This is a genomic window from Micromonospora sp. NPDC005298, from assembly GCF_040607375.1.
In the GTDB taxonomy this organism is placed as follows: Bacteria; Actinomycetota; Actinomycetes; order Mycobacteriales; family Micromonosporaceae; genus Micromonospora.
In genome coordinates this window covers 118840-141818 of record NZ_JBEXGP010000002.1, presented here as the reverse complement: position 1 = coordinate 141818, position 22979 = coordinate 118840, and the positions used below count along the sequence as shown (strand labels likewise).

At 71.7% G+C, this 22979-nt stretch carries 24 protein-coding genes; 7 read left to right on the top strand and 17 right to left on the bottom strand.

The window, feature by feature from the left end:
* Window positions 1-18: 18 nt before the first annotated feature.
* Window positions 19-993, bottom strand: a complete 975-nt coding sequence (locus tag ABZS77_RS05320; protein ID WP_354817566.1) for a 4-hydroxy-3-methylbut-2-enyl diphosphate reductase — start codon at window positions 991-993, stop codon at window positions 19-21.
* Between the two features lie 114 nt (window positions 994-1107).
* Between ABZS77_RS05320 and xseA the strand changes: the two genes are divergently transcribed.
* The gene (gene xseA / locus ABZS77_RS05315; RefSeq protein ID WP_354817563.1) at window positions 1108-2322 is read left to right on the top strand and encodes an exodeoxyribonuclease VII large subunit; all 1215 of its coding nucleotides are present in this window, start codon (window positions 1108-1110) and stop codon (window positions 2320-2322) included.
* A gap of 43 nt (window positions 2323-2365) precedes the next feature.
* Here the strand turns inward: xseA and ABZS77_RS05310 are convergent, their stop codons facing one another.
* A complete protein-coding gene (locus ABZS77_RS05310; protein ID WP_354817560.1) occupies window positions 2366-2722 on the bottom strand; it encodes a hypothetical protein in 357 nt (118 codons plus the stop codon).
* 192 nt (window positions 2723-2914) lie between these two features.
* A complete protein-coding gene (locus ABZS77_RS05305) occupies window positions 2915-3196 on the bottom strand; it encodes a DUF3349 domain-containing protein (protein ID WP_354817557.1) in 282 nt (93 codons plus the stop codon).
* Window positions 3197-3309: 113 nt separating this feature from the next.
* Here ABZS77_RS05305 and ABZS77_RS05300 point away from each other — a divergent pair, with 113 nt between their 5' ends.
* Entirely contained in the window at window positions 3310-3531 is a 222-nt protein-coding gene (locus ABZS77_RS05300) for an exodeoxyribonuclease VII small subunit (protein ID WP_354817554.1), read from the top strand.
* Window positions 3532-3573: 42 nt separating this feature from the next.
* On the opposite strand, the gene ABZS77_RS05295 is transcribed toward ABZS77_RS05300, so the two are convergent.
* The 3 genes from ABZS77_RS05295 to ABZS77_RS05285 all read right to left on the bottom strand — a co-directional run bounded on the left by ABZS77_RS05295 (window position 3574) and on the right by ABZS77_RS05285 (window position 6365).
* Window positions 3574-4425 carry a hypothetical protein gene (locus ABZS77_RS05295; protein ID WP_354817551.1) on the bottom strand — a complete coding sequence of 284 codons (852 nt, stop codon included), beginning with the start codon at window positions 4423-4425 and terminating at the stop codon, window positions 3574-3576.
* Window positions 4426-4660: 235 nt separating this feature from the next.
* Window positions 4661-5482 carry a hypothetical protein gene (locus ABZS77_RS05290; protein WP_354817548.1) on the bottom strand — a complete coding sequence of 274 codons (822 nt, stop codon included), beginning with the start codon at window positions 5480-5482 and terminating at the stop codon, window positions 4661-4663.
* A gap of 118 nt (window positions 5483-5600) precedes the next feature.
* On the bottom strand, window positions 5601-6365 hold the full coding sequence (locus ABZS77_RS05285; RefSeq protein ID WP_354817545.1) for a DUF4245 family protein: 765 nt from the start codon (window positions 6363-6365) through the stop codon (window positions 5601-5603).
* Window positions 6366-6521: 156 nt separating this feature from the next.
* On the opposite strand from ABZS77_RS05285, the gene glpX reads away from it, so the two are divergent.
* Together glpX and ABZS77_RS05275 are read left to right on the top strand one after the other, a co-directional pair.
* The gene (gene glpX / locus ABZS77_RS05280) at window positions 6522-7553 is read left to right on the top strand and encodes a class II fructose-bisphosphatase (RefSeq protein ID WP_354817542.1); all 1032 of its coding nucleotides are present in this window, start codon (window positions 6522-6524) and stop codon (window positions 7551-7553) included.
* Entirely contained in the window at window positions 7553-8521 is a 969-nt protein-coding gene (locus ABZS77_RS05275) for a DMT family transporter (RefSeq protein ID WP_354819540.1), read from the top strand. Before glpX ends, ABZS77_RS05275 begins: the two co-directional genes overlap by 1 nt.
* A 49-nt stretch (window positions 8522-8570) precedes the next feature.
* Here ABZS77_RS05275 and ABZS77_RS05270 read toward each other — a convergent pair whose 3' ends face one another.
* The 7 genes from ABZS77_RS05270 to ABZS77_RS05240 all read right to left on the bottom strand — a co-directional run bounded on the left by ABZS77_RS05270 (window position 8571) and on the right by ABZS77_RS05240 (window position 15604).
* Window positions 8571-10208, bottom strand: coding sequence for a hypothetical protein (locus ABZS77_RS05270; RefSeq protein ID WP_354817539.1), 1638 nt, complete (start codon window positions 10206-10208; stop codon window positions 8571-8573).
* Between the two features lie 65 nt (window positions 10209-10273).
* Window positions 10274-11242 carry an NAD(P)/FAD-dependent oxidoreductase gene (locus ABZS77_RS05265; RefSeq protein ID WP_354819537.1) on the bottom strand — a complete coding sequence of 323 codons (969 nt, stop codon included), beginning with the start codon at window positions 11240-11242 and terminating at the stop codon, window positions 10274-10276.
* Between the two features lie 105 nt (window positions 11243-11347).
* Window positions 11348-12001: a rhomboid family intramembrane serine protease gene (locus tag ABZS77_RS05260; RefSeq protein ID WP_354817536.1), complete on the bottom strand. Its 654-nt coding sequence runs from the start codon at window positions 11999-12001 to the stop codon at window positions 11348-11350.
* Between the two features lie 114 nt (window positions 12002-12115).
* Window positions 12116-12796, bottom strand: a complete 681-nt coding sequence (locus ABZS77_RS05255) for a transglycosylase SLT domain-containing protein (RefSeq protein WP_354817533.1) — start codon at window positions 12794-12796, stop codon at window positions 12116-12118.
* A gap of 277 nt (window positions 12797-13073) precedes the next feature.
* A complete protein-coding gene (locus ABZS77_RS05250) occupies window positions 13074-14489 on the bottom strand; it encodes a PhoH family protein (protein WP_354817530.1) in 1416 nt (471 codons plus the stop codon).
* 403 nt (window positions 14490-14892) lie between these two features.
* A complete protein-coding gene (locus ABZS77_RS05245; RefSeq protein ID WP_354817527.1) occupies window positions 14893-15228 on the bottom strand; it encodes a hypothetical protein in 336 nt (111 codons plus the stop codon).
* A gap of 31 nt (window positions 15229-15259) precedes the next feature.
* On the bottom strand, window positions 15260-15604 hold the full coding sequence (locus tag ABZS77_RS05240) for a hypothetical protein (protein WP_354817524.1): 345 nt from the start codon (window positions 15602-15604) through the stop codon (window positions 15260-15262).
* 264 nt (window positions 15605-15868) lie between these two features.
* Here ABZS77_RS05240 and ABZS77_RS05235 point away from each other — a divergent pair, with 264 nt between their 5' ends.
* From ABZS77_RS05235 to otsB, 3 genes are all read left to right on the top strand, one after another.
* Window positions 15869-16312 carry an XRE family transcriptional regulator gene (locus ABZS77_RS05235; RefSeq protein ID WP_354817521.1) on the top strand — a complete coding sequence of 148 codons (444 nt, stop codon included), beginning with the start codon at window positions 15869-15871 and terminating at the stop codon, window positions 16310-16312.
* A gap of 163 nt (window positions 16313-16475) precedes the next feature.
* Window positions 16476-16829 (top strand): hypothetical protein, encoded by a 354-nt coding sequence (locus ABZS77_RS05230; RefSeq protein WP_354817518.1) that lies wholly within the window; start codon window positions 16476-16478, stop codon window positions 16827-16829.
* A 66-nt stretch (window positions 16830-16895) separates the two neighbouring features.
* Window positions 16896-17720 carry a trehalose-phosphatase gene (gene otsB, locus ABZS77_RS05225; RefSeq protein WP_354817515.1) on the top strand — a complete coding sequence of 275 codons (825 nt, stop codon included), beginning with the start codon at window positions 16896-16898 and terminating at the stop codon, window positions 17718-17720.
* 38 nt (window positions 17721-17758) lie between these two features.
* Here the strand turns inward: otsB and ABZS77_RS05220 are convergent, their stop codons facing one another.
* From ABZS77_RS05220 to ABZS77_RS05205, 4 genes are all read right to left on the bottom strand, one after another.
* Window positions 17759-18529, bottom strand: coding sequence for an isoprenyl transferase (locus tag ABZS77_RS05220; RefSeq protein ID WP_354817512.1), 771 nt, complete (start codon window positions 18527-18529; stop codon window positions 17759-17761).
* A 31-nt stretch (window positions 18530-18560) separates the two neighbouring features.
* Complete coding sequence (locus ABZS77_RS05215) at window positions 18561-19703, bottom strand: geranylgeranyl reductase family protein (RefSeq protein ID WP_354817509.1); 1143 nt, start codon at window positions 19701-19703, stop codon at window positions 18561-18563.
* Between the two features lie 410 nt (window positions 19704-20113).
* Entirely contained in the window at window positions 20114-20983 is an 870-nt protein-coding gene (locus ABZS77_RS05210; protein WP_354817507.1) for a hypothetical protein, read from the bottom strand.
* Window positions 20984-21020: 37 nt separating this feature from the next.
* Window positions 21021-22865, bottom strand: coding sequence for a phosphoenolpyruvate carboxykinase (GTP) (locus ABZS77_RS05205; protein ID WP_354817504.1), 1845 nt, complete (start codon window positions 22863-22865; stop codon window positions 21021-21023).
* Between the last annotated feature and the right edge of the window lie 114 nt (window positions 22866-22979).

Below are 22979 nucleotides of genomic sequence, written 5' to 3'. Positions count from 1 at the left end.
AGCCGTTCCCTCCGGCACTCAGCCGCGCGCCGCGGCGGCCTTCATGTCCCGCTTGAGCTCCTGCGGCAGCGAGAAGGTGAGCCGCTCGTTGGCGGTGGTGATCTCCTCCACGTCGCCGAAGCCGCGCGCCGCGAGGTGGGCCAGCACGTCCTTGACCAGGTCCTCCGGGACGCTCGCGCCGGAGGTCAGGCCGACCGTGGTGGCGCCCTCCAGCCAGGCGTCGTCGATCTCGTGGGCGAAGTCGATCAGGTGGCCGGCGCGGGCGCCGGCGTCCAGGGCGACCTCGACCAGGCGGACCGAGTTGGAGGAGTTCGTCGAGCCGACGACGAGCACCACGTCGCAGTCGGCGGCGATCTCCTTGACCACGTGCTGGCGGTTGGAGGTGGCGTAGCAGATGTCGTCGCTGGGCGGCGACTGGAGCAGGGGCAGCCGCTGCTTGAGCCGGGCCACCGTCTCCAGCGTCTCGTCCACCGAGAGCGTGGTCTGGGAGAGCCAGACCACCTTCTCCGGGTCACGGACGGTGATCTTGTCGGCGTCGTCCGGGCCGTCCACGAGCTGGATGTGCGCGGGAGCCTCACCGGCGGTGCCGATGACCTCCTCGTGACCCTCGTGGCCGATGAGCAGGATGTCGTAGTCCTCGGCGGCGAACCGCTTCGCCTCCTGGTGCACCTTCGTGACCAGCGGGCAGGTCGCGTCGATGGCCTTCAGCGAGCGCGCCTTGGCCTGCTCGTAGACCTCCGGCGCCACCCCGTGCGCGGAGAAGATGACCGTGGCGCCCTCGGGCACCTCCTCGTTCTCCTCCACGAAGATCGCGCCCTGGGCCTCCAGGGTCTGTACGACGTGCTTGTTGTGCACGATCTGCTTGCGGACGTAGATCGGGGCGCCGTAGAGCTTCAGCGCCTCCTCGACGGTCTGCACGGCGCGGTCGACGCCGGCGCAGTAGCCGCGGGGCTTGGCCAGGAGCACGCGCTTGCCAGTCCGGAGATCAGTCACCCGTCCATCCTACGTGCCGGTCCCCAGACCCGGCGATCAAGAGGTTTGCGTCGGAAACGCGCCCGATGCTGACGCAAACTTCTTGATCACCGCGAGGGTCCGTAGGGTGGGCGGGTGACCGAGGGGGCGCGGAGCAGCGCGGAGGAGCCTTGGCCCGTGCGGGTGGTCAGCCAGAAGGTCGGGGCCTGGATCGCCAAGCTGGGTTGGGTCTGGGTGGACGGGCAGGTGGCGCAGATCAGCCGCCGGCCCGGTGCGAGCACGGTCTTCCTCACCCTGCGTGACCCGTCGGCCGACCTGAGTCTCACCGTCACCACCAACCGGGACGTCCTCGACATCGGTGCTCCGGAGCTGCGTGAGGGCGCCCGGGTGGTGCTGCACGCCAAGCCGGAGTTCTACGCCGCCCGGGGCACGCTGAGCCTGCGCGCCGACGAGATCCGCCAGGTGGGCCTGGGTGAGCTGCTGGCCCGGCTGGAGAAGCTCAAGAAGCTGCTCGCCGCCGAAGGGCTCTTCGACCGGGCCCGCAAGCGTCGGCTGCCGTTCCTGCCCGGCCGGGTGGGCCTGATCACCGGTCGCGCCTCGGCCGCCGAGCGGGACGTGCTGACCAACGCGCGCCGGCGCTGGCCAGCTGTGGAGTTCCGCACGGTCAACGTGGCGGTGCAGGGCCCGTCCGCCGTTCCGCAGATCGTCGACGCGCTCAAGGTGCTGGACGCCGACCCGACCATCGACGTGATCATCATCGCCCGGGGCGGTGGCGGCATCGAGGACCTGCTGCCCTTCTCCGACGAGGCGCTCTGCCGGGCGGTGTTCGGCTGCCGTACCCCGGTGGTCAGCGCCATCGGCCACGAGACGGACGCGCCGCTGATCGACTACGTGGCCGATGTCCGGGCTTCCACCCCCACCGACGCGGCCAAGCGGGTGGTCCCCGACCTCACCGAGGAGGTACGCCTCATCGGCCAGGCCCGGCACCGGCTGCACCGGGCGGTCCGCAACCTGGTCGACCGGGAGTCCCACCGCCTCGACAGTCTGCGGTCCCGACCGGTGCTGGCCCGTCCGCAGGTGATGGTCGAACAGCGGGCGACCGAGCTGACCGCGCTGCGCCAACGGGCCGGGCGCTGCCTGGACCACCGGTTGGCCGGTGCCGAGGACGAGCTGCGGCACACCCTGGCCCGGCTGCGCGCGCTGTCCCCCGCCGCAACCCTCGACCGGGGGTACGCGATAGTGCAGCGCGCCGACGGCCACGTGGTGCGCGCGGCCACCGAGGTGGGCAAGGGCGACCCGCTGCGGGTACGACTGGCCGACGGCGAACTGGCCGCCACTGTCGACGGCTGAAGGCCATGACCGTAGGGTCGAGAAGCCATCCGCCCCGGCCGGGTCATCGCCGCCTCGGCTCGCACCGCCATCCCCGCGCATCGCCGGACAGCTCGAATCGATCGAGCAGGCCGAAGGCGTCCGCGGTGGCAGCGCAGGCTGCTGCCCGTACCGCCGTGGCTTCCGTATCCACGACGTTCATCCCGACCCACGTTATGTGAACCCTGTGACCTGACACGTCCAGCCCCATGTCGGCAACGGCCTGCAACCCGATGGTGGCACCCTCCAGGGCGGCCCGCGCCAGGTCGGATTCCCCGTCGGGCTGAGCAGATGTGCGGTCCCGTGGATCGACTGCCCAGACCACACCTGACGGCGCATCCCCGGCCCGGGTGACCTCCACCCGGATCTCGGCGAAAGTCATTCGTCCAGCTGCCTGCCGAAGTAGTCGGAACTCCCCGGAGCGTCGGTCCGCCATCACTCGACCGCGTTCGTCGCGTCGTCGTCGCGGACCGGCGTCAGGTCAACCGAGCGGAGGCGGAGCGCTCCCCCTGCGGATGGCCTGTGCGACATGACGTTCACGGCGTGCGCTCCTCTCCGTGAGCTGACTCAACTGTCATACATCCGGCTCGTAACCCGATGCGGCCAGGTGAGCCCGAACGCGCTCCACATCCGCCGGAAGTGGCCGCCGGGTGCTCAACGCGGCAGCGGCATCGTTCTCCACGACGACGACCTCGCCGTCGATGAACTCCGCGACCAGACGGGCGAGCCCTCGCTCGGAGAAGTCCTCGGACATCACGGCGAGAAGCGGCAGGTAGTCCGTCTCCGGCAGACCGTACGGATAGGCCCGACGAAGGACGCGCAGGGACGGCAGGAGCCAATCCGGCAGCACGAACACCTCCTGAGCACGGTCGACCCTGGGCGGCCGCGCTTCTCGCGTACCACGACGCGCCGGCCGGCAGTCGGACCCACAGCCGGGCAGCCTGCCGCCGGTGTGGTGGGATGGGCTCGATGAGCGACGAAAAGGACACCGGGCCGGACGAGCGGCTCAGCTACGAGCAGGCCCGCGCCGAGCTGGCGTCGGTGGTCGAGCGGCTGGAGGCCGGCGGCACGTCCCTGGAGGAGTCGCTGGCGCTCTGGGAGCGTGGTGAGGCCCTGGCGGTGATCTGCCAGCGTTGGCTCGACGGTGCCCGGGCGCGGATCGACTCCGCCCGGCAGGAGCAGGCCTCCTGAGCGTCGGGTGGGATGGCCGGAGCCACCCCACCCGTACGAGCGTCAGTTGAACAGGCTGTACAGCTCGGCCGGCGCCTCGACGACCTGGTCCGCCGGCGGCTTCTGCGCGGCGGTGGCGGTGCCGTAGTCGGAGTACGTCATCTTGATCTCCTGGGCGGCGGTCTGCCCGGCGGCCGGGAGCTGCAACACCAGCTCGCTGAGCCGGCCCTGCGGGTCCACCTTCGCGGTGAACGGGACGGTCTTCGCCTGGGTGCCCAGCGCGGCGATCGTGGCGGCGTTCAGCGAGCCAGCCTCGGCGGCCTTGGTGACGTCGATGGTGCCCGCGTACGCGCCGGTGCCGGTGCTGCGTACCTCGGTGATGCCCTGGGTCAGCACGGCGCTGCCGGCCGGGTCGACCTTGTCGAAGTCGAAGCCCAGGTTGCGGTTGCCCTTGATCCGGGCCTGGTCGAGGTGCTGGTACTTGCCCAGGTTGAGCTGCTTGATGGCGGGCAGGCTGTTGGCGGTGGGGCCGGTCAGCTCCAGCTTGACCCAGCTGTCCGGCTTGAAGTGGATCACGTCGAGCTTCATCGCCAGGTCGGACGAGGGTCCGCCGATGGCGATCTTCATGGCCGCGCTCTGGCTCGGCTGGTGCACCTGCCCCTCGGCGGTGGAGCCGGCGGCGGTGAGGGTGAACCGGAAGTTGCCGTTGCTGATCTCCTTGGTGGAGTCGAGCAGAGCCTGCTTGGCGTCGCCCGCCACCGGTGCTCCGCCGGATGGGCTCGCCGAGCCGGACGCGCTCACGGTCGGGGACGCCGTCGATCCGGCGGTGCCGGTGCCGCCGCTGGCGCAGGCGGCCAGGGCGGGCGTGAACAGGGCGGCGGCTACCAGGCCTGCGCCGAGTCGTCGAACAGTCATGCGTGTCTCCCAAGAGGGTCACCCGACGACCTGGACGGCGCCGGAAACCGGGCGGCGCAGCAGCACCGTCGGCTGCGCCGCGCGACCCGGGCCGAGCTGCGCGCCCGGGGTCACTCCCTCTCTGTTCCCTGCCGGCGGGTCGGACAATCACCCTTCTGTCCGGTTGCTCGAAAGGGTTGACCCGCAAAAGCGGAACCGGGGCGGCCAGCGGCCACCCCGGTTCCGTGGATCAGACCTACTTGAACATCTCGTACGTCTCGGCCGGAGCCTCGACGACCTTGTCCGCCGGCGGCTTCTTCGCGCCGGTGCCGGCCCCGTAGCCGGTGTAACCGATCTTGACCTCGTGCGCGGCGGTGTCGCCGGCGGCCGGAACCGTGATGACCAGCTCGGTGAGCCGGCCCTGCGGGTCCAGCTTGGCAGTGAACGGCAGCGCCTTGGCCTGGGCGCCCAGGGCCGTCACGACCTCCTCGTCGAGGGCGGCCGAGTCGGTGGCGGCGGCGGTGATGTCGATCTTGCCGGCGTAGGCGCCCTCGCCGGTCTTCTGCACCTCGGTCACGCCCTTGACCAGCGCGTCGCTGGCCAGCGGGTCGAGGGTCTCCGGGTCCAACTGGAGATCCTTGATGTCCTTGATCTTGGTCTTGTCGAGGTGCTGGTACTTGCCCTTGTTCTTCTTCGCGCCGGGGATCGCGTCGGCCATGGCGCCACCCATGTCCATCTTCACCCAGCTCTCCGAGTCGATGTAGATCATGTCCATCTCGATCGACACATCCTCGGACGCGTCACCGAACTTCACGGTGAACTGCGCGCTGTTGCTCGGCTTGTGCACCAGCCCGCCGCCGGTCGTGTCGGCGCCGGCCAGGGTGAAGGTGAAGTAGCCCTTGCCGAGCTCCTTCGTGGAGGCGAGCAGCGCCTCCTTGGGGTCGGCCGGGACCGACGGGGCGGACGGGGACGAACCCGAGGCCGCCGGCTTGTCGTCCGTGTCGGAACCGCACGCAGCGAGAGCCGGCACGAGCAGGGTGGCGGCGAGGAAGCCGTAGCTCCACCGTCGAATGTTCACGAAGATTCCACTCTAAGAAAGGGAAAAGTATCCGGCCGCGACATCTGCCGGACCTGAGCCGTGGGAGCGTAACGGATCTTCGTCACCGTCCGGGGTCCGCCGATCGGCGGAACCCGGCTCAACGCAGCGCGCCGGCCAGTTCGCGTAGCTCGTTGTCCCGGGCGTCGCCGATGACCAGCACCGTACGGGTCGGTTCCAGCAGAACGAGCGCCTGCTGGTTGCCCCGGGCGGTGTAGCGCTGCCAGGTGCGCCCGGCCAGCTCCGTCGGCCCCTGCGGCTGCCCCTGGTCGGTCAGCTCGGCGGGCAGCAGCCGCTCCGCCGGCACGCTGCTCTGCACCAGCTGGACGCCCCGCCCCTCCGGCGTGAGATAGCCGATCCGCAGGTTCGCTCCCCCGTCGACGGTCTGGTAGCGGGCGCTGACGGTGCGCCAGTCCGAGCCGAGCCCCTGCGGCTGGCTCACCGGGAACACGTTCGCCGAACGGGCCTGCTCGATCGCCGGGGCCGGGTCGACGGTGGTGGCCTGGTCGCCGCCGAGAAATCCCCGGTAGAACGCCAGCAGCAGAGCGATCGGGACGAGCAGCACCAGCAGCGAGATCGCCATGTCCTTCGGCGAGCGCTCGGACCTGGCGGCCTGCGCTCGCGGTGGCGGCACCGGCCGCTCACCGGTCCCGGTGGCGGCGTCGCCCCGGCCCGGCTCGGCGGCCGGCCCGGGCTCGACCAGGGCCGCTTCGCCGTCCGGACCGGGCTCGACCAGGGCCGGTTCGCCGTCCGGCGGGGACGTCGGGCCGGTCACGGCAGGTTCACCACCGGCGGCGGCCGGCGGCTGGCCGTCCGGCGGCGTGCGGTCGGCGGGTACGCGGTCAGCTGGCTGTGCGGGTTCCACCCCGTCATCTTCGCAGCCGCCCGACCGGCGGTATCCGGGCCATCACCGCCCCGCGCCGAGGCCCGGTCGGCCATCGTGTGAGGATCAGCGACAGAGCCGGCAGCGGGGAACGCCCCGCAACCGGTCGTCCCCGCACCGTCGCGAGGAGGAGCCGTCATGACGAACACCAGGACGCGGATCCCACAGGATCTCGACCGCAACCTTGCCCTCGACCTGGTCCGGGTCACCGAGGCCGCGGCGATGGCCGCCGGCCGATGGGTCGGCCGGGGCGACAAGGAGGGCGGCGACGGAGCCGCCGTCGACGCCATGCGCAAGCTGATCAACTCGATCCAGATGCGCGGTGTCGTGGTGATCGGCGAGGGCGAGAAGGACAACGCGCCGATGCTCTTCAACGGCGAACACGTCGGCGACGGCACCGGCCCGGAGGTGGACGTCGCGGTCGACCCGGTCGACGGCACCACGCTGATGAGCAAGGGCATGCCGAACGCCCTCGCGGTGCTCGCCGTCTCCGAGCGGGGCGCGATGTTCGACCCGAGCGCGGTCTTCTACATGGAGAAGCTCGCGGTCGGGCCGGCGTACGCCGACGTGATCGACATCAACGCCGGGGTGACCGACAACCTCCGCCGGATCGCGAAGGTCAAGGGCACCGACGTCTCCGAGGTCACCGTCTGCGTGCTGGACCGCAGCCGCCACGACGACCTCGTCACGCAGATCCGCCGGACCGGGGCGGGCATCCGCTTCATCTCCGACGGCGACATCGCCGGCTCGATCGCCGCCGCGCGGGGAGAGTCCGACGTCGACGTGCTGATGGGCATCGGCGGCACCCCGGAGGGCATCATCTCCGCCTGCGCGTTGAAGTGCATGGGCGGGGCGATGCAGGCCAAGCTCTGGCCGCGCGACGCCGAGGAACGGGAGAAGGCGCTCGCCGCCGGGCACGACCTCGACCGGGTGCTGAGCACCGACGACCTCGTCACGGGCGACAACTGCTTCTTCGTGGCCACCGGCGTCACCTCGGGCGACCTGCTGCGCGGGGTGCGCTACCGGGCCGGTGGCGCGTACACCCAGTCGATCGTGATGCGCTCCAAGAGCGGCACGATCCGGGTCATCGACTCGTACCACCGGCTGGAGAAGCTGGCCCTCTACTCGGCCGTCGACTTCGACGGCCGGCCGCTGGCCGAGCAGGAGTGATCGAGACCGGCGTCGCGACCCCGCAGGCCCTCTCCACGACCCGCCGCATCGCGGGCGTCGCGTTGGCGTCGGTCTCCGGGGTCGCGGTGGCGGTGCAGTCGCGCATCAACGGCGAGCTGGGGGTACGGCTGGCCGACGGGTTCGCCGCGGCGGTCGTCTCGTTCGGGCTGGGACTGCTGGTGCTGCTGGTGCTCGTGCCCGCCACCCCCGGCGGGCGGCGTGGACTGGTCGCCGTGCGGCGCGCGCTCGTGACGGGGACGCTCCGGCCGTGGCAGTGCCTCGGCGGCATGTGCGGGGCGTTCCTGGTCGCCTCCCAAGGGCTCACCATCGGCGCGCTCGGGGTGGCGGTCTTCACCGTTGCCGTGGTCGCCGGACAGAGCGGCAGCAGCCTCGCCGTGGACCGGGCCGGCATCGGTCCGACCGGGCGGCAGCCGGTCACCCGGCAACGGCTGGCCGGCGCCCTGCTCACCGTGCTCGCGGTCGGTCTGGCGGTGGGTGACCGGCTGGGTGCCCCGGGAACGTTGGCGTTGGCGCTGCTGCCGCTGATCGCCGGTGTGGGCACCGCCTGGCAGCAGGCGGTCAACGGACGGGTCCGGGCGGCGGCCGACAGCGCGCTGACCGCCACCCTCGTCAACTTCGCCGTCGGCACGGTCACCCTGCTCGTCGCGTTCACGATCGACATCGCCGTACGCGGCTGGCCGACCGGCGACCTGCCGAGCGAGCCGTGGCTCTACCTGGGCGGCCCGATCGGCATCGTGTTCATCGCGATCGCCGCCGCGATCGTGCGTTTCACAGGTGTCCTGCTGCTCGGCCTGGCCACCATCGCCGGTCAGATCGTGGGGGCGGTCCTGCTGGACGTGGTGCTGCCGACGGCGGCCTCGCACCCCGGGCCGAACACCCTGCTCGGCGCCGCGCTGGCCATGGTGGCCGTGCTGATCGCCGCGCTCGCGCCTCCCGCCCGACGCTGACCAGGCCGCCGCCGGACCGCACGACGCGGCAGCCAGCCGGACGACCTGCTCAGCGCGGTGGCAGCTGCGCCGGGTAGGGCGGATCCGGCACCGCCGGTGGCCCCGGAGGGTACGGCGGGTACGGCCGGTACCGGCGCTCGTACGCGTTGGCCGGGTCGACCAGCCGGGAGATCCTGATGGCCAGCAACACGCCCGGCACCACGGCCAGTAGGGCGATCCCCACCGCGACCCTGCTCTGCGGAGGGTTGCCGACCAGCCAACCGGCGAGCGGCAGCCCGGCCAGGAGAGCGGTGAGCAGGAGCCCGGCCAGCGCCCAACCGACCCAGCGGGACGATGCCCCCTGGTAGTGGGCCCGGACGAGCAGTGTCGTCGCCACCAGCACACCCAGCGGCAGGGTGACGGCCGCCAGGGCCATGAACGTGAGGCCGTCGTCCGCACGGTCCCAGACCGCGGCCAGCGCCGTCGCCGCGATCAGCATCGACAGGCCGCCCGCGTAACCCCACCAGCGTGGGCCCTCACCACGACGGATCGCCAGGTGACCGGCGAGCACGGTGACCGCGCAGCCGAGGGTCAGCGCGAGCGCCACGGCGAGCAGCAGGTCCGTCTGACGGTCACCGGGGCCGCCGTCCAGCGGGGGCGGATCTTCCCAGCGGGCCTCCTTCGAGTACCGCCCCTCCAGGAAGCCCTTCCGCTGCCACGCGCCATCCGACCCACGGTGCAGGATGCCGTCCCGGCCGTTGGCGACAAGCACCTCGTGGCCTCCGCCGGCGGCGGGATACACGATCAGGTCCCGGGAGGCGAAGTGCCGGCTGACGTCGCCCGGGTTGTGGGACTGGCGGGCCAGCCCCTCGCGGCGCGCGTCGGACACCTCCCACGCCACCCGCCACGTCGTACCCGCGTCGTCGCTCTGTTCCACCCGCAGGTGACCCTCGACCGCCCGGTAGCACCGCTGCGGCTCGGCCGGCACGCACGCCTGCCGCTGCCCGGCGCCCTGGCCGGACAGCCGCTGCTCCTCGGCAGGGGTGGCGTTCCGCCAGGTGATCCCCCGGTTCTCGCTGACCAGCCACGACCCGTCGGCCGGCCGGGTCGGCCAGTCCTGGCTGTCGTATCCCATGCCGGCCGAGATGGCCGGTTGACCGTCGAGCAGCGCGGTGCCCACGGCGTAGGGGTAGTAGACCGCGCTGGTGGCGGCCACCGCCAGCACCGCGGGCGGCAGCACCACCAGCAGCCGGACCGTCCGGGCGGTCCGTCGACGCACCGGTCGGTGGCGCGAACGCGTCCAACTCCACCAGGCCACGGCGAGGGCGGGCAGGGTGAGCAGATCGGTCCGGTCGGCCCGGACCAGCGACGGTCCGGCCAGCAGCGTCCACGCCGACGAGGCCAGCTCGGCGGCGTACCCGCTGGATTTGACGACCGCGAAGCTGGCGCCCACCGACGCCAGCGCGACAAGCGCGGCGGCCCGCGCCGGCATCCGCGGCAGCAGGAGGGTCAGCAGCACCGCGACCAGCGGCGGGGCGAGCACCAGACCGGCGACATCGCTGAGCTTGCCGGTCAGCAGGCCCGGGAAGGCCGCCTTCAGCACGTGGTCGTTGACCAGCAGCACGGCCAACGCGAGCAGCGTGGTGGGGTGGCAGAGCCAGGCCAACGTCGTCGGAGCGCCGTCGTGCGGTGTCGCGGGGCTCGTCATCCCCTCAGGGTCCGGTCGGCCCGTCTCGATCCGGACACGGGGCGATCAGGGTCCGATACCGACGGTCAGCCGGCGTCCGAGGAGTGCCCCGGGAAGAGGTGGGCGCCCGGGTCGATGGCCACCGCCGCGTTGTTGACCGCGGTCGCCGCCTCACCGAAGCCGGTGGCGATCAACCGCACCTTGCCCGGGTACTCGGTGATGTCGCCGGCCGCGAAGACCCGGGGCAGGTTGGTGGCCATGGCGCTGTCCACCAGGATGTGCCGGCGGTCCAGCCGCAGCCCCCACTCGGCGAGAGGGCCCAGGTCGGCGGTGAAGCCGAGCGCGGCGACCACGGTGTCCACCGGCAACGTCTCGGTCGCGCCACCGCGCACGGTCACCTCGGCGCCGGTCACCGCGTCCTCCCCGAAGAGCCTGGTGACCTCGGCGTTGACCACCACCCGGATCGGCAGGGACAGCACCCGGGCGACCGTCGAGGCGTGCGCCCGGAACTTCTCCCGCCGGTGTACGAGAGTCACCGAACGGGCCAGCGGTTGCAGCGCCAACGCCCAGTCGAACGCGGAGTCGCCGCCGCCGACGATCAGCACGTCCCGGTCGGTCAGCTCGGCCGGCTCGGTGACGAAGTAGACGATCCCGCTGCCCGGCGCGGCGTCGGCGCAGGGCAACGGCCGAGGGCTGAAGCTGCCCAGCCCGCCGGTGACCACCACCGCGCCGCAGCCGAGCTGCTCGCCACCGGCCAGGCCGAGCACCGGTCGCTCGTCGGCGTACGACAGTTTCTCGGCCCGGGTGCCGAGCAGGTACTCCGGGCCGAACGGAGCGGCCTGGGCGACCAGGTTCGCCACCAGGTCACGACCCTTCACGGCGGGAAAGCCGGCCACGTCCAGGATCAGCTTCTCCGGGTACATGGCGGTGACCTGGCCGCCAGGCTCGGGCAGCGCGTCGATCACCGCCACCGACAGCCCCCGGAACCCGGCGTAGTACGCGGCGAAGAGGCCGGACGGCCCGGCCCCGATCACGGCGATGTCGACCTCACGCATGGCGTACCGTCGCTTTCCGCTCACGGATCAACGCTTGCTGATCTCGACCGTAGGCGGGTGGCAGCGGTCGGGCAAGCATGTCCCAGAGGCGCGCCGACGAGCAGGTCAGGGCAGGCTGAGCGTGGACCCCGAGTAGTCCGGACCGTCGACCGTCGGACGGCGGCGTCGGAACAGGATCGCCGCGACCACCCCACCGAGCAGCCCGAACAGGTGCCCCTGCCAGGAGATCCGCTCGTCGGTGGGGAGGATGCCCACGAGTTGCCAGCCGTAGAGGAGGCCGACCAGCAGGAACACCGCGAAGTTCCACCAGCTGCGCTCGACGATGCCCCGGGTGAGCAGGATGCCCAGGTACCCGAAGATCACCCCGCTGGCGCCGACCACCACCGAGTTGGGCGAGCCGGTGAACCAGACGCCGAGCCCGCTGACCAGGATGATGATCAGCGTCGACCAGAGGAAGCGGCGCGCGCCGGCGGCCAGCACGAACGTGCCGAGCAGGATCAGCGGGATGCTGTTGCTGTACAGGTGGTCGAAGCCGTGGTGCAGGAACGGGGAGAAGAAGACCCCGTCCAGGCCGTCGATGCGGTGCGGGATGATGCCGGCCGTGGCGTCGAGGCCGAACGCGAGCCCCTGGTCCACGGCCTCGATGAGGAAGAGGAACGGGACCACCGCGCACATGGCGACGAAGGCCCGGCCGAGCGCGGCGTAGAACGCCTCGGTGCCGAACCGGAACGGGTCGCCGCTTGGCGGGTGCAGGCTCACCCCCCAACTGCTATCAGCAAAAGGGGCCGACCGCCACTCACGTTCCGTCCAGCCAGCGGGTGTACGCGCGACGGCGGGGCGGGTGGTCGTCCACCCGCCCCGCCGTCGACAACGTCAGTAGTGGCCGTTGTTCTGGAAGTAGTTCCAGGCGCCGCAGGGCGTCTTGTACCTGCCCTTGATGTAGCCCAGCCCCCACTTGATCTGGGTGGCCGGGTTGGTGCGCCAGTCGTCCGCGACCGAGCTCATCTTGCTGCCCGGAAGCGACTGCGGGATGCCGTACGCGCCGGAGGAGGAGTTGCTGGCCTTGTGGTTCCAGCCGCTCTCCTTGGTCCAGAGCTTCTCCAGGCAAGGGAACTCGGCGATGCCGAAGCCCGCGTCGATCATCAGCGCGCAACCCGTCTTACGGTTGCCGCTGTACTCCGCGCAGGACGCGGGGATCGGTCCGTCGTACGGCTTGGTGACGGCCGCCTTCGCCGCCTCGCGTTCACGCTTGCGGGACGCGGCCGCGGCCTCGGCCCGGCGGGCCCGCTCGGCGGCTTCCTTGGCGGCCTGCGCGGCCCGCAGCTTGGCCTGGTACTCGGCGGCCCGCCGCTTGGCGAACTCCACCTGGTGGGCGGCGTGCCGCTCGCGCTGGTACGCGAGGTCGGCCCGGTCGACGTCGCGGCTGACCTGCTCGGTCAGGCCCTGTTGCTGGGTTTCCCGGTCTTCGCCCAGGTAGAAGCCACCGGCGACGCCCACGGAGAGCAACGCGACAGCGGCCGTACGGGCGCCCAACCGGCTCCACAGCCGACTCACGAAGTGGTCCCTTCGTCGGGGGCAAAGGACGCGGCGCGGCGCCAGCCACATCTGGCCGTCGGCCGTGCCGCGAGCGCCCCGACCGGTTGCCGGTCGCGCCGACGCACCGATCTCCGCCGATGTCGCTCGTCTCGGGACGAACGACGGTCAACGATGCTCGTGGTGCGTGGGCGCTCGTGGGACACCATCGCGCACAGTGAGGCCGATGGGAAACGGACCACGCGCTTTGTGATCTGCGCCACACGTAAAATGCGGATAAAGTGCTACAAAAGCACCATCACAGGGGGATGTCCTCCAGAAGATCCGTCACCATCGCGGCGATCGGCGACCGCTCCGACCGGCTGAGCGTGACGTGGGCGAAGAGCGGATGACCCTTGAGCGCCTCGATCACCGCGGTCACCCCGTCGTGCCGCCCCACGCGCAGGTTGTCCCGCTGGGCCACGTCATGGGTGAGCACGACCCGGGAACCCTGCCCGATCCGGGACAGCACCGTCAGCAGGACACCCCGCTCCAGCGACTGGGCCTCGTCCACGATCACGAAGGCGTCGTGCAGGCTGCGCCCCCGGATGTGGGTCAGCGGCAGCACCTCCAGGATGCCCCGCGACGTGACCTCCTCCAGCACGTTCTCGTGCACCACCGCGCCGAGCGTGTCGAAGACCGCCTGAGCCCACGGCGACATCTTCTCCGACTCCGAACCCGGCAGGTAGCCCAACTCCTGGCCACCGACGGCGTACAGGGGACGGAACACGATCACCTTCTTGTGCCGGCGGCGTTCCATCACCGCCTCCAGGCCCGCGCAGAGCGCCAACGCGGACTTGCCCGTGCCGGCCCGCCCGCCGAGCGAGACGATCCCGATCGACTCGTCGAGCAGCAGGTCGAGGGCGATCCGCTGCTCTGCCGAGCGGCCGTGCAGCCCGAACGCCTCCCGGTCCCCCCGGACGAGGCGGACCGACTTGTCCGGCAGCACCCGGCCGAGCGCGGAGCCCCGCGTCGAGTGCAGCACGAGGCCGGTGTGGCAGGGCAACCCGGCCGCCTCGTCGACGTCGAGCGTCTCCCCCGCGTACAGCGAGGAGATCTGCTCCTCACCCAGCTCCAGCTCGGACATGCCCGTCCAGGTCGGGTCGCTGGCCTGGCCGTGCCGGTACTCGTCGGCCCGCAGGCCCACCGAGGCGGCCTTGACCCGCAGCGGCATGTCCTTGCTGACGAGGGTGACCTCCCGCCCCTCGGCGGCGAGGTTGAGTGCCACGGAGAGGATCCGGGCGTCATTGCTCTCGGTGCGGAAACCGGGCGGCAGCACCCCGTCGTCGGTGTGGTTCAGCTCCACCCGCAGGGTGCCACCGGCGTCGTTGGCGGGCACCGGCGTGTCCAGCCGGCCGTGTCGGACGCGCAGGTCGTCGAGCATGCGCAGCGACTGTCGGGCGAACCAGCCCAGCTCCGGATGGTGCCGCTTGCCCTCCAACTCGGTGATGACCACCAGCGGCAGCACCACCTCGTGCTCGGCGAACCGGTGGAACGCCGCCGGGTCGGAGAGCAGCACGGATGTGTCCAGGACGAATGCCTGGCCCGCTGGTCGCGGCTCCTTGGGGTCGGCCGGCGCGGTCGCCGCCGTACGGCGGCTCCTGGTGGCGCGGCGGGTCGTGGCAGTCGCGGCCGGGGTCTGATCGGCACCGGCGGTGGTACGGCGAGTCGTCACAGGCCTGCTCCGACGGATGGGCACCCGCCACCCGTGTTCCGCCTCCTCCGGTGCCCGGGGACACGGGGTCGGATGCGGAACCCCGTGTGCGAGGTCGCAGATCCGGGCGGACCGGCTGGCTCGGGAGAACCCCGTGCCATGCCTAGACGCTAGCCCCGCCGGACCGTCGCGGCTAGAGGGCGATCGTGGATCTCCGGAGACGGCCGCGTGAACACGGCCGGGCACGATCCGAGTGGACGCGGCGGATCCGGCCGGGATGCATGCCCCCTGCGCGCATCCCGGCCGGTGGGGCCACCGTCACCGGTCTGACGTGACCCCGACGGTGCGTGTCCGCCGCGGACGACGCACCGCGATCGTGGTGCCGGTCGACGGGACCGCCGCTCCCGGCGGCCCGCCGGCCGGCTCAGCCGGTCCGTCGAACGAGCGTGCCGGTCGGGTGCCGCCCGGTGATCGGGGCGGCCGGCGCGGTGAACGACGAGCCGGTGTAGGTGGTGCCGGGACGGGCGACCGTGCCCGCCGGGCGCACGACACCGGTCGGGGCCACCGACAGGGCGGAGGCGATCGCCGCCTGGGCGTCGCGCCGGCGCCGGTTCCACGCACCCCGGTCACCGTCGAAGTAGCCCTGCCGGTAGCCGAAGCGGTAGCCGATGCGGTAGCTGAGCTGCCCGTGCAGCCGTCCGGCCGCGTAGCTTGTCGCGCCGAGCACCAGGACGAGGAAGACCGCGAGGAACGGGCTCATCGGGCGGCTCCGGCCCGGCCCGGTCGCCGGATCATCGCTCCTCCGGCTCGATGGCGGTGGGGTCCGCGACCAGCAGCCGGTCCAGGTCGTCGGTGCTGACCTCCTCGACCAGCTCGACGCTGATCCGGCAGCCGTCCAGCACCACCTCGGCGACCGAGGAGCGACGGATCTCGCCGCCGGCGTCGTACACGCGGACGCTCAGCTCCGGGCAGCCGAGGTGGGTACGCCAGGCGTTCCACTCGGTGCGGTCGCCCACACTCAGCGACAGATAGCGGCAGCCTCGGGCGAGGTAGAGGCGCCATGGGGCGGTCAGCCCGGCGGCGACCCCCTCGGCGATCAGCCCGAAGGCCTGGGCTCGGGTGGCGAGCTCGGTCACCACACCCCCTCCGAACCGGGGGCGTGACGCATGTGAGCACCAATCGTCTCATGCACGTGACACACCGTAGGTTGTCCCATGAGCGTGACAGTATCAGCTTTTCGTCTGTTTACCTTCACCACTACGGGCATCTATTCTGCCCGCGTGATACCCCTCAAGAGTGGCACTGGATCGTTTACCGGAAATCCGAGGACCCTGTCACGTTCGCGTGACAGTGGCGCGCCCGAACGCGCGCCCGCGCACGCCTCGCCGTACCGTCACGGGGTGACCGAGACGGCCAATGCGCGGAAGATCGCCTTCGCCACCTTCGTCCGCCGCGCCCTGGACGAGGCGCGGGCGACCCGGGCCTGGAGCGGCACGGAGGTGTCGCGGCGCACCGGCGTCTCCCGGCAGACCATCAACCGGTGGGTCCGCGGCGACTGGGCCAGTGACCCGGAGGCCGAACGGGTGGTCGCCTTCTGCGAGGGCCTGGGCCTCAACCCGGCCGCCGCCTTCGCCGCACTCGGCTGGGACCGCGCCGCGACCGGCCCGCGCGCCGGCCAACCCGCCCCTCCGATGGACCCCGACGTGGAGGCGCTCCTGCGCCGCCTGATCGACCCCAACGTGTCGGACGCGGAGAAGTTCCACATCCGCGAAACCATCAGGTACCTCGCATACCGCCCAACGTTGCCGGTCGATGTCCGAAAAAGAGGGAATCAGGCAGGCTAGTTCCTCAGATGGCGAAAGAACGCCTGGTCGGGTTCATTCGTTTCCCTCCGGGGCCGGAACGGGCACGCTAGCGTCCCTATTCGTTACTGCTTGGGCTCGTCGTCGGCGGGGGGACGGGACAAGGCCGAACCCAGCCCTGCGGGACAGAAGGAGGGGTCTGTCCATGACCCTGAAGTGGTTGGCAGTCGTGGTCGCCACGGTGTCGATGACACTGTGGGCGACCGGCAACGTGGTGACCCTCGTGGTCAACGGCGGGCAGCTTCCGCTGTTCGTCAACCTTCTCGCACTCATCAGCGCCGGCACCGCGGTCATCCTGGCCGTCGTCGCCGAGCTGCACGAGCGCCTCAACGACCGGATCAGCGCCCTCACCGAGTTCCTGGTGGCACGCCTCAACGAGATCGAGAGCCACACCGGGGACCGCAACACCGGGTTCGTGGAGGGCTACCTGTTGAGCCACGGCCAGGAGGCGGCGGTGGTGCCGTTCGGGCGTCGCGGACGGGGAGCCGCCGAACGCTGACAAGCGCCGCCGGGTGGGTCCGCTCGGCCAGGAATGAGCCCCGCACGCCGGGGTACGCTGACGCGCGTGCCGCCGTTGAATCTGGGCAATCAGCAGCCGAGGACCCCGTTGAACGCCGACCAGGCCTGGCGAACCACCGCCGGTCGGGCCGCCGGGACGGTCCTCTTCTTCGACTTCGACGGGACACTCGCGCCCGTCGACGACGACCCGACCGCGGTCCGCCCCGCGCCCAAGGCGTTGGCCGCGATCGAGGCGCTGGCCCCGGTCGTGCAACGGGTCGCGATCGTCTCCGCCCGACCGGTCGAGTTCCTGCGGGAACGCCTCGGCGGGCTGACCGGCGTGGACCTCTACGGTCTCTACGGCCTGGAGCACAGCCACTCGGACGGCGACATCGTCACCGAGCCCGCCGCCCTGCCCTGGGTGCCGACCATGGCGGAACTGGCCGACCTGGCCCGCGCCGAGCTGCCGCCGGGCACGCTCGTCGAGTACAAGCGGTTGTCCGTGGCGCTGCACTGGCGTACGGCGCCGCAGCTCGGCTCGACGGTGCAGCAGTGGGGTCAGGCGCAGGCCGACCGGCTGGGGCTGCGGGTGCAGGCCGGGCGGATGGTGCTGGAGCTCAAGCCCCCCGTCGACCGGGACAAGGGCATGGTGATCGGCGAGGTCATCCGGGACGCCACCGGCGCGTGGTATTTCGGTGACGACGTCTCGGACATCAAGGCGTTCGCCGCGCTACGCGCACGGGCCGCCGCCGATCCGGACTTCTTCGGTGTCTGCGTGGCGGTCGCCAACCCGGAGACCGGTCACGAGGTGGCCAACGCCGCCGACCTGACCATCGAGTCCCCGGCCGCCCTGGGTGACTTCCTCACCGAGGCGCTCGCCCACCTGCCCTGACGAGCCCGTGCTCCGCCTCCGGCGGGAGGCTGCCCGGGTCAGGCGCCGTAGCGGCGCTGGCGCGTGGCGTACGAGCGCAGGGCCCGCAGGAAGTCGATGTGCCGGAAGTCCGGCCAGTTGAGTTCGCAGAAGTAGAACTCGGAGTGCGCGGACTGCCACAGCATGAAGCCGGACAGCCGCTGCTCGCCGCTGGTGCGGATGACCAGGTCGGGGTCGGGCTGGCCGCGCGTGTAGAGGTGCTCGGAGATGTGCTCGACGTCCAGCACCTCGGCCAGCTCCTCGATGGTGCCACCGGCGGCCGCGTGCTCCAGCAGGAGTGAGCGGACCGCGTCGGTGATCTCCCGTCGGCCGCCGTACCCCACCGCGATGTTGACCTCCGCGCCGCCGCTGCGGTCGCGGGTGCGTTCCTCGGCGCCCTTGAGCGCCGCAGCGGTCTGCGCCGGCAGCAGGTCGAGCGCCCCGACGATGCGCAGCCGCCAGGGGTTGCCCTCCTCGGCCAGCTCCACCACCAGATCCTCGATGATCTTCAGCAGCGGATCCAGTTCGCTTGCCGGGCGGCGCAGGTTGTCCGTGGCCAGCAGGTAGAGGGTCACGTGCCCGATGCCGGCCTGGTCGCACCAGCCGAGAACGTGCTTGATCTTCGCCGCGCCGACCCGGTGCCCGTCGTTCGGGTCGACGAAGCCCATCTCCTTCGCCCACCGACGGTTGCCGTCACACATCACCCCGACGTGCCGGGGCACCGGCTTACCCGCGAGCTTCGCCGTGAGCCGGCGCTCGTACACGGAGTAGATAAGGTTCCGCAGCGTCATCACCTAGCAGCGTAGCGACCCGCCAGCCGGATCACTGCCTCGGAGCCCGATCACCGCCGGGCAGACCGGCACCGATCATGGCCAGCGTACGGGCGGTGAGCCGACCGTCACCCAGCCCCAACTCGACCACGTCGTCGAAGACGCGGTCGTCCCGACGGGCCGCCCGCACCGCCGCGTCGACCACCCTGCGTCGCCGGGCCAGCCAGGCCGCCACCGAGCTGTGCCGCAGATGGGTGCCGAGGCGGCGGCGCAGCCCGTCGGCGTAGCGGCGGGCGGCGTTCTCCGGAGCGCCGGCGGCGGCCGAACCGGCCAGCGCACCGGAGAGCAGCGCGTAGAAGATGCCCTCCCCGGTGAACGGATTGATCAACGACAGCGCGTCGCCGGCCAGCAGGGTGCGGCCCTGCCCCGGCGCCGGTCGGTGGGTGGACAGCGGCAGGTGGTGGGCGCGCAGCGCGGTCACCGCGCCCAGATCGGTGCCGGGCAGCAGCGCGACCAGCCGGTCCAGCAGGTAGCCGCGACTCAACGGCTCGCCACGCAGCACCTCCCCGTACCCGACGTTCGCCCGCCCGTCGCCGATCGGAAACGACCAGGCGTACGCCGGCCAGCGCGCCTTCGAGGTGACGATGAGTTGCTCGGGTGGGCCGGGCAGCGCGGGCGCGTACCCGCGGATGGCGAGTGCCAGGTGCCGGTCCGGGTTCACCGGATGGCCGAGTGCCCGGCGCACCACCGACCCGGCGCCGTCCGCGCCCACCACCACCCGACCGGAAACCTCCCCGTCGAGCACGACCCGGTCCACGCGCGGCTCGACCCGGCGTACGGTGTGCCGTCGCAGCTGCGCGCCGGCGGCCACCGCGGCCGCCACCAGCCGCGCGTCGAAGACCTCCCGGGGCACCGTGTACGCCGGGCGCGGCAACGCCCGGGCCACCGACCCGCCACCCGGGGCGACCATCCGCAGCGCGGGCAGCGGGGCGTAACCCGCCACGGCCTCGGGCACCCCCAGCTCGGCGAGCACATCCACCGAGTGCGCCGCGATCCCGTCGCCGCACGCCTTGTCCCGGGGAAAGTCGGCCCGGTCCAGCAGCAGCACACTGGCACCGGCCCGGCGGGCCGTCAGCGCGGCGGCCGCCCCGGCCGGACCAGCCCCCACCACCACCACGTCGAACTCGTCGCCCACCGCGCGCCTCCCTTCAGCCCGAACGCGGCGCGGCCGCTCCCGCCGGGCGGCCCGGTCGGCGTTGCGGCCGGCCGGGCCGACGATCTCCGCAGCCGCCCGACGCCGACCGTTGTGACCGACGCCATCCGTCATCCTGCCCCCTGTCCGCCTGCGGGGACCGCTCCCGCACCGGCCGGTCTCCGCCCGCGGGGCCGCTCCGTACCGACCGGCCGGTCTCCACCCGCCCGCGGGGCCACTCCCGCACCGACCGGCCGGTCTCCACCCGCCCCCTTTGCTCTGCACCCACGGACGCGACGCTCACGGTCCGCTACCGGCGCCTATCGGGGTGCAGAGCAAAGGAGGGCAGAGGTAGGGGCAGGGCCGTGGGCCGACCGCCGGGTCGGCGTCGTCGGTGCGGGCCCTCGCCGCTGTCAGGGGCGGGGTTCGGGGAGCGCGGCGTCGGGGGCGCGGGCGGCGCGGCGCAGGCCGTACAGGGTCAGCCCGGCCGCCGCGATCAGCGGACCTCCGTCGCGGACCAGGCCGTCGACCCCCAGCAGCCACCAACACAACGGCAGATCCACCGCGAGTACGACCAGGGTGACGGCGACCAGCAGGCCGCGTGCCCAGTCCTTGCCGCGCATCAGGAAGGCCGTGCAGAACAGCACCGCGTAGCTGGCGGCGATGCCGGCGCCGAACCAGAACAGCACGGCCGGTACGGCGCTGAGCCGACCGTCCAGGATGGAGCCCCCGGCCACCAGCGCCGGCACCAGCATCAGCGGGCTGTAGGTGAACGCCGCCACCCGGCTGGTCAGCAGCCAGGCGCTGGCCTGCGGTCGGCGCGGCGGGGTCTCCCGCCAGGAGATGCCCTCCCGGTCGATGACGAGGCGCGGCCGGTGCCGGACCAGGTGCCCGGCCAACGCGGACGAGCGGTACAGCAGCCAGACCACCGCCACGCAGAGCGCGGTGAGGACACCGAAGCCGAGCAGGCCGGGCAGCGGTGGCACCCCCTGCCGGGGCACGATCAGGCGGCCGACGGCGAAGATCGTGGTGACCGCGAGGATCAGCCCGAACGGGCGGGCCACCGTACGGCCCCTCCGGACGTGGCCGATGAGCAGCAGGAAGCCGAACGAGCGCAGCATCGCCCAGCCGGTCCGCACCGCCAGCCCGAAGCCCTGCTCCGGGGCGTACCACCAATTGAGCAGCTCGACCACGACGGTGGCCGCCGCGGTCGTCGCGAGCAGGAAGGTCAGAACCCGGACGGCGGACGGCCGCCGGACCTCGGTCTCGGCGGCCGTCCTCATGGGATCCGATGATGCCCGCGAAGGGCGTCTTTCACACCTACCGCTGCGGCTGCGCGGCGTCCAGGCGGGCGCGCAGCGCGTCCAGCTCGGCCCACAGCACGCCGGGCAGCTTGTCACCGAACTTCTCGAACCACTCGGTGATCATCGGCAGCTCCTCGCGCCACTCGTCCGGGTCGACCTTGAGCGCGATCCGGACGTCCTCCGGAGTCATGTCCAAGCCCTCGACGTCAAGCGCGTCGGGTGCCGGGACCATGCCGACAGGCGTCTCCACCGCGTCGGCCTTGCCCTCGATCCGCTCGACGATCCACTTGAGCACCCGGGAGTTCTCCCCGAAGCCCGGCCAGAGGAACGAGCCGTCCGGGTCCTTGCGGAACCAGTTGACGTAGTAGATCTTCGGCAGTTTCGCCTCGTCGCCGTCGGCGCCCTTGCCCATCTCGATCCAGTGCCGGAAGTAGTCCCCGGCGTTGTAGCCGATGAACGGCAGCATCGCCATCGGGTCCCGGCGGACCACGCCGACCGCGCCGGACGCGGCGGCCGTCGTCTCCGACGAGAGCGTCGCGCCCATGTAGACGCCGTGCACCCAGTCGCGGGCCTCGGTCACCAGCGGGATGGTGTCCTTGCGGCGGCCACCGAAGAGGATCGCGTCGATCGGTACGCCGTTGGGGTCGAAGTACTCGTCGGCGAGGATCGGGCACTGGGTGATCGGGGTGCAGAAACGGCTGTTCGCGTGCGAGGAGAGGCCCTCGCTCTCCGGCGTCCAGTCGTTGCCCTTCCAGTCGATCAGGTGCGCCGGCGGCTCACCCATGCCCTCCCACCAGATGTCGCCGTCGTCGGTGAGGCCCACGTTGGTGAAGATCGAGTTGCCCCGGTCCAGCGTGCGCATGGCGTTCGCGTTGGTCTTCCAGTCGGTGCCGGGCGCGACGCCGAACAGGCCGTACTCCGGGTTGACCGCGTAGAGCCGGCCGTCCGGGCCGAACCGCATCCAGGCGATGTCGTCACCGATGGTCTCGACCTTCCAGCCCGGGATGGTGGGCTCCACCATGGCCAGGTTGGTCTTACCGCAGGCCGAGGGGAAGGCTCCGGCGATGTGGTGGACCTTGCCCTCCGGCGAGGTGATCTTGAGGATCAGCATGTGCTCGGCGAGCCAACCCTCGTCCCGCCCCATCACGCTGGCGATCCGCAGCGAGTAGCACTTCTTGCCGAGCAGCGAGTTGCCGCCGTAACCCGAGCCGTACGACCAGATCTCCCGGGTCTCCGGGAAGTGCGAGATGTACTTGGTCTCGTTGCACGGCCACGCCACGTCCTGCTGGCCCGGTGCGAGGGGTGCGCCGATCGAGTGCAACGCGTGCACGAAGTCCGCGTCGTTCCCCATCGCCTCGAGCACCTTCTCGCCCATCCGGGTCATGATGCGCATCGACGCGACCACGTACGGGCTGTCGGTGATCTCGACGCCGAACATCGGGCTCTCGGCCTCGACCGGACCCATCACGAACGGGATGACGTACATGGTGCGGCCCCGCATGGAGCCGCGGTACAACTCGGTCATCGTCCGCTTCATCTCGGCCGGCGCCATCCAGTTGTTGGTGGGGCCGGCGTCCGCCTCGTCGACGGAGCAGATGAAGGTGCGCTCCTCGACCCGCGCGACGTCCGTCGGGTCGGTGCGCGCGTAGAACGAGTTGGGCTTCTTCTCGGGGTTCAGCCGGATCAGCGTGCCGGCCTCGACCAGTTCATCGGTGAGGCGGCGCCACTCGTCGTCGGACCCGTCCACCCACACGACCCGGTCGGGGGTGGTCAGTTCTGCGACCTCACGGACCCAGGCGAGCAGTTTCGGATGGGACGTCGGGGCCTGATCGATACCCCGCACAACAGCCGGAGCAACCATGACACATCTCCTTGTGGTCGACGCTGACCGATCTATGGGATGCACGAGACTCAGCGGCGCGATGCGTCGCTTCGTGGAAACCTGGGATTGGCCTCAGCGTAAACCGGGCAGCCT